The organism is Streptomyces cyaneochromogenes, from assembly GCF_003963535.1.
GTDB classification, from domain to species: Bacteria; Actinomycetota; Actinomycetes; order Streptomycetales; family Streptomycetaceae; genus Streptomyces; species Streptomyces shaanxiensis.
The window spans coordinates 8,168,648-8,185,596 of the sequence record NZ_CP034539.1 but is presented as its reverse complement, the minus strand read 5'-3'; the positions used below and the strand labels follow the sequence as shown (position 1 = coordinate 8,185,596).

The window sequence follows — 16,949 nt, the reverse complement described above, 5'->3', positions numbered from 1 at the left end:
ACTGCTGACGGTCGCGGTCTGCAGGCGATGTGACGGTCCGTCGGATGCGTGTGGCGCACCGGCCGTTCTGTGCTGCGACCACCCGGGCCAATCCGTGACCCCGAGTACTACACCATCCGGTGGCTTATGGCCGTCGCAGCGTTATTCATATCAGCCGATTTCCTATTCATTCCACTGTCCGGCTCTTGGTGCTGACCAGCCGTCACGAGGCCCTGAACCAAGTCGAGGAGAGTGGAGACAATGACGTCATCGCCGAAATGGCGATCTGTTCTGGCGCCGGCCGCAATGGCTGCCGCGCTCGCCGCAGCCGCGCTGGGTAGCGCGAGCCCCGCCAACGCACAGGACCACACCACCCCGCACCCGCCTTACCCGGCGAAGCCCGCCCATCCTCCGCACGGGGAGAAGCCGGTTCATCCGGTGAAGCCGGGGCACCCGGTGAAGCCGGGGCACCCGGTGAAGCCGGCGTACCCGATCAAGCCGGGGCCCCCCGTCAAGCCGGCCTATCCGATCAAGCCGGCCTATCCGATCAAGCCGGACCACCCCATCAAGCCGGACCACCCCATCAAGCCGGCCTACCCGGTCAAGCCGGACCACCCCGTCAAGCCGGTTCACCCGGTGAAGCCGGTTCACCCGGTGAAGCCGGTTCACCCGGTGAAGCCGGCCTACCCGGTCAAGCCCGACCACCCCGTCAAGCCGGTTCACCCGGTGAAGCCGGCCTACCCGGTCAAGCCCGACCACCCCGTCAAGCCGGTTCACCCGGTGAAGCCGGCCTACCCGGTCAAGCCCGCGCTCCCGGCCAAGCCCGCGCACCCGGTCCACCCTGTCAAGCCTGCGCTGCCTGAGAAGCCTGCGCTGCCGGTCAAACCCGCGATCCCCGCCAAGCCAGAACTACCGGCAAAGCCCGTGCACCCCGCCAAGCCGGTACTGCCCGCGAAGCCCGCGCTCCCGGCAAAGCCAGAACTACCGGCAAAGCCCGTGCACCCCGCCAAGCCGGTACTGCCCGCGAAGCCCGCGCTCCCGGCAAAGCCAGAGCTGCCGGCCAAGCCCAAGCTCCCCGAGAAGCCCTCGCTCCCGGCCAAGCCAGAGCTGCCCGCGAAGCCCGCACTCCCCGCCAAGCCAGAACTACCGGCCAAGCCCGCACTCCCCGCCAAGCCAGAGCTGCCGGCCAAGCCCAAGCTCCCCGAGAAGCCCTCGCTCCCGGCCAAGCCAGAGCTGCCCGCGAAGCCCGCACTCCCCGCCAAGCCAGAACTACCGGCCAAGCCCGCACTCCCCGCCAAGCCAGAGCTGCCGGCCAAGCCCAAGCTCCCCGAGAAGCCCTCGCTCCCGGCCAAGCCAGAGCTGCCCGCGAAGCCCGCACTCCCCGCCAAGCCAGAACTACCGGCAAAGCCCAAGCTCCCCGAGAAGCCCTCGCTTCCCGCCAAACCGGCGATCCCGCAGAAGCCCTCGCTCCCGTCCAAGCCCACCATCCCGGCGAAGCCTTCGCTCCCGTCCAAGCCCACCATTCCACAGAAGCCTTCGCTCCCGTCCAAGCCCGCGATCCCGGCGAAGCCTTCAATCCCCTCCAAGCCGACGATCCCGCAGAAGCCTTCACTCCCGTCCAAGCCCACCATCCCGGCGAAGCCCTCAATCCCCTCCAAGCCGACGATCCCGCAGAAGCCTTCAATCCCCTCCAAGCCCACCATCCCGGCGAAGCCCTCAATCCCCTCCAAGCCGACGATCCCGCAGAAGCCTTCAATCCCCTCCAAGCCCTCAATCCCCTCGAAGCCTTCAATCCCCTCGAAGCCTTCACTTCCCTCCAAGCCCTCCAAGCCGTCGCTCCCGGACAAGCCCTCCAAGCCCGACCACCCGAAGAAGTCCGACCACTCCAAGGACCAGGACTGGTGACCAGGACAAGGAGAAGCTGATCCGCTGTCCCTCAAGGGACGGCGCAGGTTCGGCCGTATGCCGGGCCCGGGTATCCGGGCCCGGCACTGCGCTGTTCCGGGCCGGGTGCGCAGGCTCGCAGGCGCCTCGGGTGGCCGGCGCGGGCCGTCCGGTGCGAAGTCGGCGTTCCAGGAGGTCATCCAGGGCATGGATGAGACCGATCCGCGATTCGGATCGCCCGGAGGATGGCGGCGGGGAGCCGGGCGGCTCATAGTCGTCCCTACCCGCACGCCGCTGTCCGGACCAGCCGCCGGCGCGCGGTCGTCCACCGCATCCGCCGTGTGGGCGTCCACAGCATGCCGTGCGCCGTCGGTGCCCGTGAAAGGCATGCCCGCTCCCGTACGCCGTCCCCTGGAGTCGCCATGCCCGGTTCCGTGTCCCCGACCCCGCCTTCCGCCACGGTCGACGACGCCGCCCCGTCGCCCCTCGCCGTGTCGGGCCCCGCCCACCTCCTGCGCGTGACCCTGCTGATGGCGGGCAGTTGTCTGCCGATCCTGGGGGCCGTGCTGATCGCCCCGGTGCTGCCGAAGATGCAGGACCACTTCGCCTCGACGCCGGGCGCCAAGGCGCTCGTCCCCCTCGCCCTGACCGTTCCGGCGCTGTCGTTGGCGCTGCTGGCCCCGTTCGCCGGGGTGATCGTGGACCGGCTGGGCCGCAAGCGGCTGCTGGTCGTCACGACCGTCCTGTACGCCGTGTTCGGCACGGCACCGCTCTGGCTGGACTCGCTCGGCGCGATCATCGCGAGCCGGGCCCTGGTCGGTGTCGCCGAGGCCGCCATCATGACCTGCTGCACCACCCTCATCGGCGACTACTACACCGGTCACCGTCGGGTGAAGTACCTGGCGCTGCAGACGATGTGCGCCTCCGCGTCGGCCACCGTCTTCTTCGTGCTCGGCGGCGCCGTGGGCGCGGCGGGCTGGAAGGTGCCCTTCTGGGTCTACGCCGTGAGCCTCGCCCTCGCCCCGCTGATGGCCTCCGCGCTCCCCAGACCGGCGGCCCGCGCGGCCACCGACGAAGCCACCGACGCGGCCACCGCCGGGGACACCTACGAGGCCACACCTCGACTCCAACGCCCCTTCCCCTGGCGACAGTTGGCGGGCATCAGCGCCCTCACCTTCTTCGGGGCGATGGTCTTCTACACCGTCCCGGTGGAGATGGCGTACCTGCTCGACGACCTCGGAGTGGAGAACTCCGGTGTGATCGGGCTGGCCACCGCGATCGCCAGTGCCGCGACCGTGGGCGGAGCGATAGCGTTCGCCCGGCTGAAGCGCGCCCCGGACCCGATGCTGCCCGCCGTCTTCGCGATCTGCGCGGTCGGCTTCGGGGTGATGTTCCTCGCGGAGAACGCGCCGCTGCTGGTGGCCGGAGCGGTGGTCAACTGCCTGGGTACGGGGATGCTGCTGCCCGCGTTGCTGACGAGCGCGATGTCCCGGCTGGCGTTCGAGGACCGGGGGCGCGGGACGGGGCTGTGGACGGCGGCCTTCTTCGGGGGTGAGTTCGTCTGCCCGCTGGTGCTGCTGGCCTTGGAGGCGTGGATGGGTTCGCTGGTCGGTGCGGTAGGTGTGCTGGGGCTGGCCGCGGCGCTGGCCGCGGCCGGATTGTGGACGGCGGCGCGGCAACGCCCCAGGGGCGCGGGGCCGCAATGAGACATGCGGCCCCGCCGCGTGAGCGCGGCCGGCCAGGACGGGCCCGCAGCCGGCCCGCCTCGGCCCGTCTCACCCCCCCTCCATCAGCCCCGCCCCCACCTCCGCCGCCTTCTCCCGCAGCCAGATGTGCGCCGCGTCCTGCGCATGCACCGGATGCCACCACAACGCCACCTGCACCGGCACCGCCTCGAAGGGACAGGGCAGCACACGCACCGCCGCCGAGCGCACCGCCCTGCGCGCCAGCCGTTCCTGGATCATCGCGACCCGGCGGGTGCCCTCGACCATGTGCGGCAGCAGTTGGAACGTCTGGACGGAGACCTCCACTTGGGGGCTGATGCCGAGCATGCTCAGCTGGCGGGCGGCCGGGGCGTCGTAGGGGCGCTGGTAGACGGCCCAGGGCAGTCGGGCGAGGTTGTCGAGGGTGAGGGCGTCGCCGACCTCGGGGTGGTCGTCGGCGATCATGCACAGCCAGCGGTCCTGGTAGAGGTCGATGGAGGGGAAGCCGTCGATGACACCGTGCGGCATCAGCAGTCCGTCGACGGTGCTCAGCAGGGCGGCGGTGTTCTCGTCGACGGAGGGCGCCGGGTGCTGGAAGGCGACCCGGATTCCGGGGGCCTCGTGGTGTACGGCGCGGGCGAGCGCGGAGCCGAACACGGACGCGCTGTAGTCGGAGGCGAGGAGGGTGAACTCGCGTGACTCGGCGGCCGGGTCGAAGTCGGCCTGGCTGGCGAAGACGCGTTCCAGCAGATCGCAGGCGGTGGCGCTGCGGTCCCGCAGCGCGACGCCGAGCGGCGTCAGTTCGTAGGCGTTGCCGGTCCGGGCGAGCAGTTCGTCGTCGAAATGGCGGCGCAGCCGGGACAGGGCCGCGCTCATCGCCGGCTGGCTCAGTCCGATGCGCTCGCCGGCCCGGGTGACGTTGCGTTCCTCCAGCAGCGCGCGCAGGGCCACGACCAGGTTGAGGTCGAGTCGGGACAGGTTCACCGGGCACCACCTAGCGAGCGAAAGCCATCCGTGTCGTGGATACGGCACATCCACAAGATTGATTTCCGTGATTCGTCGACCAGGGCCAGAGTAGACCGCAACCCAGCAGGAGGAAATCTGATGGCAACGCTCGTGCAACCTGCCGGCCCGTTCGCACTCGGCACGTTCTCCGCCCCGGACGGGGACCCGTTCCCCGGTCTCCTGGCCGGGGAACGAGTGCTCGACCTGAGCCGGGCCCTGGACTCGGCGCCGTCCGACGTGCGTGCCGTACTGGGACGGTGGGCGGACACGCTCCCCCTGCTGCGCGCCCTGGCCGACGACGACGCCCGGGACTGGCAGCCGCTGGAGGGGCTGCGGGTGCACGCCCCGGTCGAGCCCCGGCAGATCTTCCAGTCCGGCGCCAACTACCGGCAGCACGTGATCGACCTGGAGGTCGCGCACCGCTCCCCCGACGATCCGCGCACGGTCGAGGAGGCGCGGGCCGAGGTAGCGGCGGTCATGGACCGGCGGGCCGCCGAGGACCTGCCGTACGTGTTCATCGGTCTGCCGAGCACCGTCGCCGGTCCGTACGACGACGTCGTCCTGCCCGCGTGGGCCGAACAGCCGGACTGGGAGCTGGAGTTGGCGGCCGTGATCGCCGAGCCCGCTTACCGGGTGTCGGTGGAGGAGGCGCTGGGGCACGTCGCCGGGTACACCATCGCCAACGACCTCACCGATCGTGCGACCGTGTTCCGGCGGGACATGAAGGCCATCGGCACCGACTGGCTGCGCTGCAAGAACGCGCCGGGCTTCACCCCGCTCGGGCCGTGGCTCGTGCCGGCCGAGTCGATCGCCGACCCGGGTGGTCTGCGGGTCACCCTCAAGCTCAACGGCGACACCATGCAGGACGAGTCCACCAAGGACATGCTCTTCGGCGTCGCGCGGCTGGTGTCGTACATCTCGCAGACCTCCCGGCTCCTGCCGGGCGACCTGGTGCTGACCGGCAGCCCGGCCGGCAACGGCCTGCACTGGGGGCGGCTGCTGCGCGACGGCGACGTCATGGAGGGGACGATCACCGGGCTGGGCGTACAGCGCACGCGGTGTGTGGAGGAGGCGTCGTGAGCCTGGACCGGACCGACCCCGAGGGCGCGATCGCCGAAGCCGCCAAGGCCTACTCCAACTGGGGGCGCTGGGGCGCGAACGACGTGCTCGGCACCCTGAACCTCCTCGACGAGGCCAAGCGCCGGGAGGGCGCCGCGCTGGTGCGGCGGGGCGTGAGCTTCTCGCTGTCGCAGCGGTTCGACATGAACGGGCCGCAGAAGGGCTGGCGCCGGCGCACCAACCCCGTGCACACGATGCTCGACACGGGCACCGACGCGGCGCTGGGCAACCAGGGCTTCCCACACGGCATCGGCGGCGCCGACGACGTGATCGCGATGCCGCTGCAGTGCTCCACCCAGTGGGACGGGCTCGGGCACATCTTCGACCACGGCAACGCCTGGAACGGGCGGGCGGCGGAGAAGGTCGTCACCTCCGACGGCGACCTGGTCACCGGCATCGAGCACATGGCGCCCCACGTCGCCGGGCGTGGTGTGCTGCTGGACGTGGGCCGCGTGGTCGGCCAGGACGGCGAGCTGCCCGACGGGTTCGCCGTCACCGAGGAGCACCTGACCGCGACCGCCGCGGCGCACGGGGTGAGCGTGGGCCGCGGCGACATCGTCGTCGTACGGACCGGGCAGCTGGCCCGGGTGCGCCGCGACGGCTGGGGCGACTACGCGGGCGGGCCCGCGCCGGGGCTGTCGTTCACCACGGCCGGCTGGCTGCACCGCGGCGAGATCGCCGCGATCGCCACCGACACATGGGGGTTCGAGGTACGGCCGAACGAGTTCGAGAACGCCTTCCAGCCGCTGCACCAGGTCGTCATCCCCCACCTGGGACTGCTGATCGGCGAGATGTGGGACCTGGAGGCGCTCGCCGGGGACTGCGCGACGGACGGCGTGTACGAGTTCTGGCTCACCGCCGCTCCGCTGCCCATCACCGGGGCCGTGGGCTCCCCCGTCAATCCCATCGCCGTCAAGTAGCGCCCGCACGCCTGTCGGCCACGTCCTTCTCCCCCGCCACGGTGGCCCGTCCGGCATCCGGCCCCCTGGCCACCCGTCAGTCCGCTCACTGACGGGTGGCCTCTCACACCACCGCAACCGAGTATCCGCCGGATTTGTCCGGCTCGCACTCGGAGCGCACGAGCCGCACCCCCGCACACACGCACTCCCATGCACCCCCGCACTCCCATGCACACCGCGTCTCCCCTGCACACCCGCACCCCCGCCGCCCGACGCCGCGCGGCCCCACCTCGGGAGGGACCCCGACATGACCGACAGCCGCACCCTCCCCCAGCCTCCCGCTGGGGGCACCGCCACCCCCACCGTCCTCGTCATCGGCGGGGGCGCCTCCGGCAACGCCGCAGCCATCCTGCTGCGCCGCGCCGGCATCGCCGTCGACCTGATCGAGGCCAGGCCCGACTGGAACGCCACCACAGGCTCCGGCATCACCCTCCAGGGCAATGCCCTGCGGGTCCTGCGCGAACTGGGCGTGTGGGAGCGCATAGCCGCCTGCGGCTACCCGTACGGCTCGCTGGGCGTGACCACCCCCGACGGCACCGTCCTCTTCGTCGCCGAGGACTTCCGGACCGGCGGGGAGGACCTGCCCGCCACCCTCGGCATGCAGCGCCCGCAGCTCCAGCAGATCCTCATCGACGCGGTCCGTGAGTCCGGCGCGCGGGTTCGGCTCGGCACCACCGCCGAGTCCCTGGAGCAGGGCGCCGACGGGGTCTCGGTGCGCTTCAGCGACGGCAGCGAGGGCCGCTACGACCTGGTGATCGGCGCCGACGGGCTCAATTCCGCCACCCGTGCCGCGATCGGCATCACCGAGAGACCCGAGCCCACGGGCATGGCCATCTGGCGTATCGCCGCCCCGCGGCCGGCGGGCGTGACGCGCACCGACCTCGCCTACGGCGGCCCCGCCTACATCGCCGGCTACACCCCCACCGGCGAGCACACCCTCTATGCCTACGTCGTCGAGGCGTGCCGCGACCGCGCCGCGCTCGACCCGGCCGCGTACGCCGACGAGATGCGCCGGCTGGCGCGGGCCTACGGCGGGGTCTGGCCGGAGATCACCGAGCACATCACCGATCCGAAGCAGGTCAACTACACCTGGTTCGACCGGCTGCTGGTCGAGGGCTCCTGGCACCGGGGCCGGGTCGTGCTCGTCGGCGACGCCGCCCACTGCTGCCCGCCCACGATCGCGCAGGGCGCGGCCATGTCCCTGGAGGACTCCGCCGTCCTCGCCGAGCTGCTGAGCAGCGGTCGGGAGTGGGACGACGAGCTGTTCCAGGCCTACTACGACCGCCGCATCGCCCGAGTGCGCACCGTCGTCGAGGCGTCGGTGCAGATCGGCCAGTGGCAGCTGGACGGCGTGCGCGACCCCGACATGGCCGGGCTGCTCGGCCGCACGATGACCCTGCTGAAGGAGCGTCCGTGACCGCGCCCACCGTCGACGTGCACGCGCACGTCCTGCTCCCCGAGGTCGACGCCCTGGTGGCCGGCCGGCCCGGACTCGCCGAGGCCAGGGCGCTGGACGCCCTCCGCAACGGCCCGGCCGCGCTCGCCGTCAACGGCCCCATGGTGCGCGAGCGCGTCCCGGCCCTGACCGACGTCGCCGTGCGCCTCTCCGCGATGGACGCGCAGGGCGTGGACGTGCAGCTCGTCAGCCCCTCCCCGTCGCACTACCACTACTGGGCGGACGAGGAGACGGCCGAGAAGCTCTGCCTGCTGGCGGGTGAGGCGACGGCCGCGCACTGCGCCCGGGCGCCCGGCCGGCTCCACGGCCTCGGTCTCGCGCCCCTGCAGCACCCGAAGTTGGCGGTGCGCACCCTCGAACACGCCATGGGGCTCGGCCTGCTGGGAGTCGAGATCTCCTCGCACGCCCCGGGCCGCGAGCTGTCGGACCCGGCGTACGAACCCTTCTGGACGCGGGCCGAGGACACGGGCGCGATCCTCTTCCTGCACCCCTTCGGCTGCACGCTCGACGAACGCCTGGACCGGTGGTACCTGTCCAACACGGTCGGGCAGCCGACGGAGAACGCCGTCGCGCTGTCCCATCTCATCTTCTCGGGCGTCCTGGACCGCCATCCAGGACTCAAGCTGATCGCGGCGCACGGCGGCGGCTATCTGCCGACGCACCTCGGCCGCTCCGACCACGCCTGGTCCGCGCGCTCCGACGCGGGTGCGGGCTGCGCCCACCTGCCCAGCAGCTATCTCAAGCGCCTGTACTTCGACTCCCTCGTCCACGACCCGTACGTCCTGCGGGAGTTGATCCGGGTGGCGGGTGCCGACCGGGTCCTGCTCGGCTCCGACTTCCCCTTCGACATGGGCACCGAGGACCCCGTCGGCGCGCTGCGCGCCGCGCGGCTGTCCGATGCCGACTTCGACGCCGTACGAGGCGGCAACGCCGCCCTGCTCCTCCGGAAGGACTGACACCATGCGTCTGCTCACCCACCTCCGCCACGTCGACCTCGCCGTACCCGACTACGACAGGCAACTCGACTTCTACGCCGGCGTCTGGGGCCTGACCAAGGTCGCCGAGGACTCCGGCATCTCCTTCCTGGCCGCCGAGGGCTCGCCCGAGCAGTACGTCGTACGGCTTCGCAAGGCCGAGGAGAAGCGCCTCGACCTGGTCTCGTACGGTGCGGGCAGCCCGGCCGACGTGGACACGCTCGCCGAGCAACTGCTCGCGCGGGGCGTGCAGTTGGTGTCCCGGCCGGGGAAGCTCGACACTCCCGGTGGCGGCTACGGCTTCCGCTTCTTCGACGGCGACGGCCGTACGGTCGAGGTCTCCGCCGACGTCGCGGCGCGGCGGCACCGTCGCATCGAGGAGAAGGAGGCGATCCCGGTCCGCCTGTCGCACGTCGTCCTCAACTCCCCCGACCTGAACAAGACCCGTCAGTGGTACGAGACCCACCTCGGCTTCCGTCTCTCCGACACGCTCAGCTCGCCGCACATGGGCGAGGTCATGCACTTCATGCGGATCAGCAACCAGCACCACTCGATGGCCATCGCCCAGTGCCCGCACACCTCCCTGCATCACATCTCCTTCGAGATGCGTGGCCTGGACGAGTACATGCGCGGCTCGGGGCGGGTGATGCGGGCCGGTGTCCGCAAGATATGGGGTCCCGGGCGGCACATGGCGGGCGACAACACCTTCACGTACTTCCTCGACCCGCACGGCAACACCGTCGAGTACACCACCGAACTGGAGGAGCTGGACGAGGACACCTGGCACCCGCACGTCTACGACTTCTCCCAGCCCGAGGTCACCGACCAGTGGGGCACGGCGAACCCGATGAACGAGCTGGTCGCCAAGGAGTCGTTCAACGACGTCGACCGCGGCGTGTTCGTCGCCCCGCCGGTGTAAGGGGCGCCGGCCAGTGCGCATCGCCACCTACGAGTACGAGGGACGCCGTCGGTGCGGGGTCGTGGAGGGCACCGTCGTACGGGCCCTGCCGGACGGCACCTCCCCCCTCGACGCCATCGGCGCCCACCCCCTGGGCGCGGCCGTCCCGCTGTCGGACGTACGTCTGCTGCCGCCCCTCCAGCCGCCCACCGTGCGGGACTTCGTCACCTTCGAGGAGCATGTGGAGGGTGTACGGCGGTCGGTGGACGGCGCCGCGGGGGTGCCGGAGCGCTGGTACGCGGCGCCGACCTTCTACTTCACCAACCCCTACGCCGTGTACGGCCCGCACGACGACATCCCCGTGCCGCCGGGGTCGGCCGTGCTCGACTTCGAGCTGGAGGTCGCCGCCGTGATCGGCCGCGAGGGCCGTGACCTCACCCCGGAGCAGGCCCGCGAGCACATCGTCGGCTACACCGTCTTCAACGACTGGTCGGCCCGCGACCTTCAGTCGGCGGAGATGCGGGTGGGGCTGGGCCCGTGCAAGGGCAAGGACACGGCCACGACGCTGGGGCCGTACCTGGTCACCGCCGACGAGCTGGAGCCGTAACGCGACACCGACGGTTTCCTGCGCCTGGCGCTGACCGCCGAGGTCAACGGCGAGGTGATCGGCAAGGACCTGCTGTCCAACATGAGCTGGACCTTCGAGGAGATGGTCGCGTACGCCTCGCGCGGGACGTGGGTGCGTCCCGGGGACGTGCTCGGCTCCGGGACCTGCGGCAACGGCGGCTGTCTGGCCGAGCTGTGGGGGGGGTGCGCGGCAGACAGGACCCGCCGCCTCTGAAGCCCGGCGACACCGTCACCCTCACCGTGGAGGGCATCGGTTCGGTGTCCAACACCGTGGTGGCCGGCCCTGATCCGGTGCCGGTTCCGGTCGCTCGACGTCGTCCCAGGGAGCGGCCGTGAACGGCCTCCCCGCCGGGCGGCTCCTCGGCAAGGTCGTGGTCGTCACGGGCGCGGCCCGCGGCCAGGGCGCCGCCGAGGCCGAGGCGCTGACCCGCGAGGGCGCCCGGGTGATCGCCACCGACGTGACGGACGCCCCCGGCTGCCGCCGCCTCGACGTCACCAGCGACGAGGAGTGGGCCGAACTCGCCGCCGACCTCAGGCAGTCGTACGGCCAGGTCCACGGCCTGGTGAACAACGCGGGCATCACCTGGCGGGCCCGGATCGGTGAGGTGCGGCCGGAGGACTTCGACCGTGTCCACGCGGTCAACGTCACCGGCCCGCTGCTCGGCATCCAGCGCCTCGCCCCGCTGATGCCGCCGGGGTCGTCCATCGTCAACGTCGGCTCGACGGCCGCGCTCACCGGTCACTACCCGGTCGCCTACACGGCCGGCAAGTGGGCGCTGCGGGGCCTGTCGAAGGCGGCCGCCCTGGAGCTCGGCCCGCGCGGCATACGCGTCAACATCATCCACCCCGGCTACATCGAGACCGAGATGACCGCCTCCGCGGCCCCCGCCTTCCGCGAGGCGAACATCCGCGAGACCCCGCTCGGCCGCACCGGGACCGTGGACGAGATCACCCCGCTCGTGGTGTTCCTGCTCTCCGACGGAGCGTCCTTCATCACCGGCGCCGAGATCCCCGTGGACGGGGGCCTCACGGCGCACGGCGGCGTCAAGTCGCTCTCGGACGCGCTGCGTTCGTGAGCGGTCACCGTCATGCACGGCGTGCTCCCGGGGCAGGCGGACACTGACGGTCCGGGCCACCCGGTCGTCGCTGCCCCGTCGCCGCCCCGTTGCCCATGCCCCGTTGTCGCTGTCCTGCCGTCAAATCCCTAGGGAATCTCCTGCTCGGCCCAGATGATCTTTCCGTCGGCCGTGTAGCGGGCGCCCCAGCGGTGGGCGAGTTGCGCCACCAGGAACAGGCCGCGGCCGCCCTCGTCCATGCTGCGGGCATGGCGCAGCCGTGGTGCGGTGCTGCTGGCGTCGGCGACCTCGCAGGTCAGCCGGGAGTCGCGGAGCAGTCGTAGGCGGATGGGGGGGTCGGCGTAGCGGATCGCGTTGGTGACCAGCTCGCTCACGATCAGCTCCGTCGTCATGGCCAGTTCCTCGAAGCCCCATGCCTCCACCTGGCGGGTCGCCCGGGCCCGGACGTCGGCGACGGCGGCCGGGTCCACGGGCACCTCCCACGAGACGACGTGTTCGGCGCCCAGGGCGTGGGTGCGCGTCAGGAGCAGGGCGATGTCGTCGGGCTGCGGCACGGGCACCAGCTGCCCGACCGCGGACGAGCACAGGGCACGGAGGTCGAGTTCGGGGCGGGACAGCAGATCGCCGAGCCGGGACATGCCCCGTTCCATGTCGCCGTCGGCCGCCTCCACGAGGCCGTTGGTGTAGAGGCCGAACAGGCTGTTCTCGGCGAGCTCGATCTCGGCGGCCTCGAACGCCATCCCGCCCAGGCCGAGCGGCGGGCCGGCAGGGGGCTCGGGGAAGGAGACCTGCCCGTCGGGGGTGATGACGACCGGGGGCGGATGTCCGGCGCGGGCCATCGTGCAGCGCCGGGTCACCGGATCGTAGACGGCGTAGAGACACGTCGCGCCGAGGAAGGCGGTCGCGCTGCGGTGGGCCGCCTCGGCCGTCCCGGCCGCCCCCGTCACCGCCTCGTCGGCCGCCCCGGCCACCGCCTCGCCGGGCTGTTCCTCGCTGAGGCGGAGCACCAGGTCGTCGAGGTGCGCCAGCAGTTCGTCGGGCGGCATCTCCATGTCGGCGAGGGTCTGCACGGCGGTGCGCAGCCGGCCCATGGTCGCGGCCGCCGTGATGCCGTGGCCGACGACGTCGCCCACGACGAGACCCACCCGGGCGCCGGACAGCGGGATCACGTCGAACCAGTCGCCGCCGACGCCGCCCGTCGCGTCCGCCGGGCGATAGGAGGACGCCACCTCCAGCGCCGTACCGCCCGTCAGGGCCTGGGGCAGCAGACTGCGCTGCAGGGTGACCGCAGCCGTGTGTTCCCGGGTGTAGCGGCGGGCGTTGTCGACGCACAGGGCCGCGCGGGCCACCAGCTCGCGGGCGACCAGGACGTCGTCGGGCTGGAACGACACGGGGTTGAGCGAGCGTACGAACGTGGTGAGGCCGAGGACGGTGTTCCGGGCCCGCATCGGCACGGAGATCAGGGAGTGCAGGCCGAACTCGCGCATGCTGGCCGCCCGCTCGGGCTGTTCGGTGGCCCACAGCTCGTCGGACGGATCGAGGACCGGGATGAGGATCGGCTCGCCGTCGATGAGCAGATGCGCGTCGTGCGGCGGGGGCACGAAGTCCACCCGGTCGCCGACCTGCGCCACGGCCTCGGGGGCGCCTTCGCGCACGGAGCTCAGGCCGGCCCGGCGCATGACGGGCTTGACGGGGGCGGGTCCCGCGTCGGTGAGCCACGTTCCGTGTCCCTCGGTGCTGAGAACGGGCTCCAGCAGGTCCACGACGACGAAGTCAGCGAAGCGTGGGACGGCGAAGTCGGCGAGCTCCTGGGCGGTGCGCAGCACGTCCAGCGTCGTGCCGATCCGGGTGCCGGCCTCGTTGACCAGCGCGAGCAGCTGGCGGGCGTTCCAGCGCTCGGTGACGTCCAGGACCATGTAGCAGACCCCGGTGATCGAGTTGTCGGAGTCCACCAGCGGGAAGAAGGACGTGGAGTAGGCGTGCCGGCGGTGCGGGTCGGCCCAGCTCCAGCCGACGTACTCGTAGTCGGTGACCGGGACTCCGGTGTCGATGACCTTGCGCATCAGGCCCTCGATGGTCTCCGCCTGCAGCCCGGGCAGCAGCTCGCTCAGCCGCCGGCCGAGGCGCTGCTCGCGGGGCACTCCGCCGAAGCGCTCCAGGGTGTCGTTCAGCCAGACGTAGCGCAGCTGCGTGTCCATCATGGCCATGCCGACCGGCGAGCGGGTCAGGAAGCCGTCGAGGACGGACTGGTCCACCGTCCACTGCTGGCGCTGCTCCCGTGCGGAGATCAGAAAGCACTCGTCCGCGCCGAGCCGGAAGGACGCGGAGACGCGCAGGTGCGCCTCGATACGGCGGCCGCCGCGGTGCCGTAGGGGGATGAGCCCGCTCCACCCCATGCCGGCACGGCAGCGCTCCGCGACCCCGGCCACCCGCACCGGATCGCCGGGCATCGCCAGCAGGCGCGCGGCCGGACCGCCGACGATCTCCGACGCGGGGTGGCCGAGCAGTTCCTCTGCGGCCTTGGTCCAGCCGAGCACCACGCCGTGACCGGACACCACCGCAGCCGCGTCGGAGGACGCGTCGAAGGGCGCGCGCGCTCCTTCGGACGTGAGCGCGTCCGGTTCCTCTCGCGGAGCATCCATGGGTCCTCACGCAGCGTCCATGGGTCCCATCCCGTACACGACCATGTTCCTGCTAGTCCGCCCGATGTGCACGGGCCCGACGACCACTGTCCCGCCCGGAGGACGGGGCTGCGTGCGTGGGGGTGGGCGAGGGGTGGGGCGCGGGGGTCCGGTCTGCGCGGGCGGAGGCAGCCTTGGTCTGCGGGGGGTGGAGGCAGCCTGGTCTGCAGGGCGGAGGCTTCCTCGAAGCCGCCCCGGCCTACCCGGACCGGGCTGGGCCCGGAGTCGGAGGCAGCCCCACGGCCCCAAGGCGACACCACCAACGCCAGGGCCCACGCCGAGCACGTCGAAACGACCTCCGCAAACGGGGCGCCCCGCCCCCAAGCCACCCCGGCCGACGGCTCCACCCCCGACCCTCCAAGCCCCCCGCCCCACCCTGACTGGGCAAGGCGCAACAGCGGAGGGAGCATGGAGGTGCCGGTCGGCCTTGTCGTGGTACCCGGGTGGGGCCGGGGGCGGCAGGGTGTGGCGGTCTGTGGCGGAGGAGCTGGGATGACAGCCGAATCCGAATCCTACGAACCCGACGGTGGCGGGTACGGCCCGCAGCCGCCGCGTCCGACCGGTCTGCTGGACGTGCTGAGCGTGGCCGCGGTGGTCGTCGACGCCGCCGGGCGCATCGTGTTCTGGACACCGCAGGCCGAGGACCTCTTCGGCTACACCTCCGAGGAGGCGCTCGGTACGTACGCGGCGCGGCTGTTCATCCAGCCCGAGCACCTGCCGGCTGTGGCGAAGCTGTTCGCCGAGGTGCTGGAGACGGGCCGCAGCTGGGCCGGCGCGTTCCCGGTGCGGCACAAGGACGGCAGCACCCGGCTGACGGAGTTCCGCAACATGCGGCTGCTGGACGATCTCGGCGACGTCTACGCGCTGGGCATCGCGGCCGACCACTCCCTGCTCAAGCGGGTCGAGACCGACCTGGCGCTGTGCGAGCGGCTGATCAGCCAGTCCCCGATCGGTATCGCCCTCCTCGACCCCGACCTGCACTATCTGCTGGTCAACCCGGCACTGGAGCGCATCGACGCCACCCCGGCCGAGGAGCACATCGGCCGCCGGCTGCGGGAGACCCTGCCGCTGCCCGACATCGACACCATCGAGTCCGCGCTGCGCCAGGTGCTCACCACCGGTACCCCGCTGCTGGACCAGTACCACGTGGGCCGGCCGCCGGCCGACCCCGACCACGAGCACGCCTGGTCGCTGTCGTTCTACCGGCTGGACGACTCCGGCGGGCGGGTCCTGGGCGCGGCCATCTCGTTCGTCGACGTCACCGAGCGGCACCGCGCGGCCGCCGAGGCCGACCGGGCCCGCCGGCGCCTCGCCCTCGTCGCCGACGCCTCCACGCGCGTGGGCACCACGCTGGAGGTGGAGCAGACCGCCCGCGAGCTGGCCGAGATCGCCGCCCCCGAGCTGGCCGACGTGGTCGCCGTGGACGTCCTGGACTCCGCCCTGGCCTGCCGCCGTATGCGCAGGCCGGACAACGGCCCCGAGCTGTTCCGCGCCCTCGCCCTGAAGGCGGCCTACCCCAGCGTGGCCCTGCGCGCCGCCGACCCGCCCGGTGACCTCGCCGCCTACGACGGCGACCGCCTGGTCACCCTGTGCGTGCACACGGCCCGCCCGGTGCTGGTGCGCCATGTCGGCGAGCACGATCTGCGGCGCATCGCCCGGGACGAGGAGGGCACCTCCCTGCTGGCGCGGGCCGGCGTCCACTCCTATCTGGCGGTGCCGTTGATCGCCCACGGCGAGGTGCTCGGCGCCCTGGACCTGAAGCGAACCCGCAACCCGGTGCCGTTCGACCAGGACGACGTGGTCCTGGCGGGCGAGCTGGCCTCCCGTGCCGCCGTGGCCATCGACAACGCCCGCTGGTTCCAGAGCGTGCGCAACACCGCCCTCACCCTGCAGCGCAGCCTGCTGCCCGACCACGCCCCGCACCACACCGGCCTGGAGCTCGCCTCCCGCTACCAGCCCGCCCAGGCCACCAGCGAGGTCGGCGGCGACTGGTACGACGTCCTCCCGCTGGCCGACGACAGAACCGCCCTGGTCGTCGGCGACGTCATGGGCAACGGCATCGACGCCGCCGCCACCATGGGCCGGCTGCGCACCGCCACCTGCGCCTACGCGGACCTCGACCTCGAACCCGGCGCCGTGCTCCAGCACCTCGACAAGATCACCTGCGATCTGGAGCACTACATCGTCACCTGCCTCTACGCCGCGTACGACCCCCGCACCAGGCGGTGCCAGATCGCCAACGCCGGACACATGCCGCCCGCGCTCTCCCGCCCCGGCCACCCGCCCGAACTGCTCGAGCTGCCCGCCGGAGCCCCGCTCGGCGTCGGCGGCATTCCCTTCGGGACCACCACCGTCGCCCTCGACCCCGGCGACCTGCTGGTCCTCTACACCGACGGCCTCGTCGAGACCCGCCTCCACCCCATCGACGACCGTCTGAACGTGCTCCTCGGCTTCCTCGACGAACCCAGCCGCCCCCTGGAGGAGATCTGCGACCTCCTGCTGTACGGCCTGCGTCATCCCGACGACCACGACGACGTCGCCCTGCTCGTCGCGCGGGTTCTCTAGCCGCACACGCCAGCCACCGGGCA

11 protein-coding genes and 1 pseudogene are annotated in these 16,949 nt (G+C 72.1%); 10 read left to right on the top strand and 2 right to left on the bottom strand.

Going from position 1 to position 16,949, the window contains the following annotated elements; genetic code table 11:
- Positions 1-240: 240 nt before the first annotated feature.
- The gene (locus EJ357_RS49695; protein ID WP_228472723.1) at positions 241-1,884 is read left to right on the top strand and encodes a hypothetical protein; all 1,644 of its coding nucleotides are present in this window, start codon (positions 241-243) and stop codon (positions 1,882-1,884) included.
- 401 nt (positions 1,885-2,285) lie between these two features.
- Entirely contained in the window at positions 2,286-3,569 is a 1,284-nt protein-coding gene (locus tag EJ357_RS36995) for an MFS transporter (RefSeq protein ID WP_126396022.1), read from the top strand.
- Between the two features lie 69 nt (positions 3,570-3,638).
- Here EJ357_RS36995 and EJ357_RS36990 read toward each other — a convergent pair whose 3' ends face one another.
- Positions 3,639-4,550 (bottom strand): LysR family transcriptional regulator, encoded by a 912-nt coding sequence (locus EJ357_RS36990; RefSeq protein ID WP_126396021.1) that lies wholly within the window; start codon positions 4,548-4,550, stop codon positions 3,639-3,641.
- A 120-nt stretch (positions 4,551-4,670) separates the two neighbouring features.
- On the opposite strand from EJ357_RS36990, the gene EJ357_RS36985 reads away from it, so the two are divergent.
- The 7 genes and pseudogenes from EJ357_RS36985 (at position 4,671) to EJ357_RS36955 (ending at position 11,680) form a co-directional block, all read left to right on the top strand.
- Positions 4,671-5,651, top strand: coding sequence for a fumarylacetoacetate hydrolase family protein (locus tag EJ357_RS36985; RefSeq protein WP_126396020.1), 981 nt, complete (start codon positions 4,671-4,673; stop codon positions 5,649-5,651).
- Positions 5,648-6,610, top strand: a complete 963-nt coding sequence (locus EJ357_RS36980) for a cyclase family protein (protein ID WP_126396019.1) — start codon at positions 5,648-5,650, stop codon at positions 6,608-6,610. Before EJ357_RS36985 ends, EJ357_RS36980 begins: the two co-directional genes overlap by 4 nt.
- A 286-nt stretch (positions 6,611-6,896) precedes the next feature.
- Positions 6,897-8,066, top strand: a complete 1,170-nt coding sequence (locus EJ357_RS36975) for an FAD-dependent oxidoreductase (protein WP_126396018.1) — start codon at positions 6,897-6,899, stop codon at positions 8,064-8,066.
- Complete coding sequence (locus tag EJ357_RS36970; protein WP_175647651.1) at positions 8,063-9,061, top strand: amidohydrolase family protein; 999 nt, start codon at positions 8,063-8,065, stop codon at positions 9,059-9,061. Before EJ357_RS36975 ends, EJ357_RS36970 begins: the two co-directional genes overlap by 4 nt.
- 4 nt (positions 9,062-9,065) lie before the next feature.
- A complete protein-coding gene (locus EJ357_RS36965; RefSeq protein ID WP_126396016.1) occupies positions 9,066-9,998 on the top strand; it encodes a VOC family protein in 933 nt (310 codons plus the stop codon).
- 13 nt (positions 9,999-10,011) lie between these two features.
- A pseudogene (locus EJ357_RS36960) lies at positions 10,012-10,940 on the top strand (fumarylacetoacetate hydrolase family protein).
- Positions 10,937-11,680, top strand: coding sequence for an SDR family NAD(P)-dependent oxidoreductase (locus tag EJ357_RS36955; RefSeq protein ID WP_126396015.1), 744 nt, complete (start codon positions 10,937-10,939; stop codon positions 11,678-11,680). The pseudogene EJ357_RS36960 and the gene EJ357_RS36955 overlap by 4 nt, the downstream one beginning before the upstream one ends.
- Positions 11,681-11,808: 128 nt before the next feature.
- On the opposite strand, the gene EJ357_RS36950 is transcribed toward EJ357_RS36955, so the two are convergent.
- Complete coding sequence (locus tag EJ357_RS36950) at positions 11,809-14,322, bottom strand: SpoIIE family protein phosphatase (RefSeq protein WP_126396014.1); 2,514 nt, start codon at positions 14,320-14,322, stop codon at positions 11,809-11,811.
- A gap of 531 nt (positions 14,323-14,853) precedes the next feature.
- On the opposite strand from EJ357_RS36950, the gene EJ357_RS36945 reads away from it, so the two are divergent.
- Complete coding sequence (locus EJ357_RS36945; RefSeq protein WP_126396013.1) at positions 14,854-16,926, top strand: SpoIIE family protein phosphatase; 2,073 nt, start codon at positions 14,854-14,856, stop codon at positions 16,924-16,926.
- The last annotated feature ends 23 nt before the right edge of the window (positions 16,927-16,949 follow it).

What these genes read in the sequence shown, in the direction of transcription:
- EJ357_RS36975 (WP_126396018.1), top strand. Translation starts at nt 6,897, where the DNA reads ATGACCGACAGCCGCACCCTCCCCCAGCCTCCCGCTGGGGGCACCGCC.
- EJ357_RS36995 (WP_126396022.1), top strand. Translation starts at nt 2,286, where the DNA reads ATGCCCGGTTCCGTGTCCCCGACCCCGCCTTCCGCCACGGTCGACGAC.
- EJ357_RS36950 (WP_126396014.1), bottom strand. Translation starts at nt 14,322, where the DNA reads ATGGATGCTCCGCGAGAGGAACCGGACGCGCTCACGTCCGAAGGAGCG.
- EJ357_RS36985 (WP_126396020.1), top strand. Translation starts at nt 4,671, where the DNA reads ATGGCAACGCTCGTGCAACCTGCCGGCCCGTTCGCACTCGGCACGTTC.
- EJ357_RS49695 (WP_228472723.1), top strand. Translation starts at nt 241, where the DNA reads ATGACGTCATCGCCGAAATGGCGATCTGTTCTGGCGCCGGCCGCAATG.
- EJ357_RS36965 (WP_126396016.1), top strand. Translation starts at nt 9,066, where the DNA reads ATGCGTCTGCTCACCCACCTCCGCCACGTCGACCTCGCCGTACCCGAC.
- EJ357_RS36945 (WP_126396013.1), top strand. Translation starts at nt 14,854, where the DNA reads ATGACAGCCGAATCCGAATCCTACGAACCCGACGGTGGCGGGTACGGC.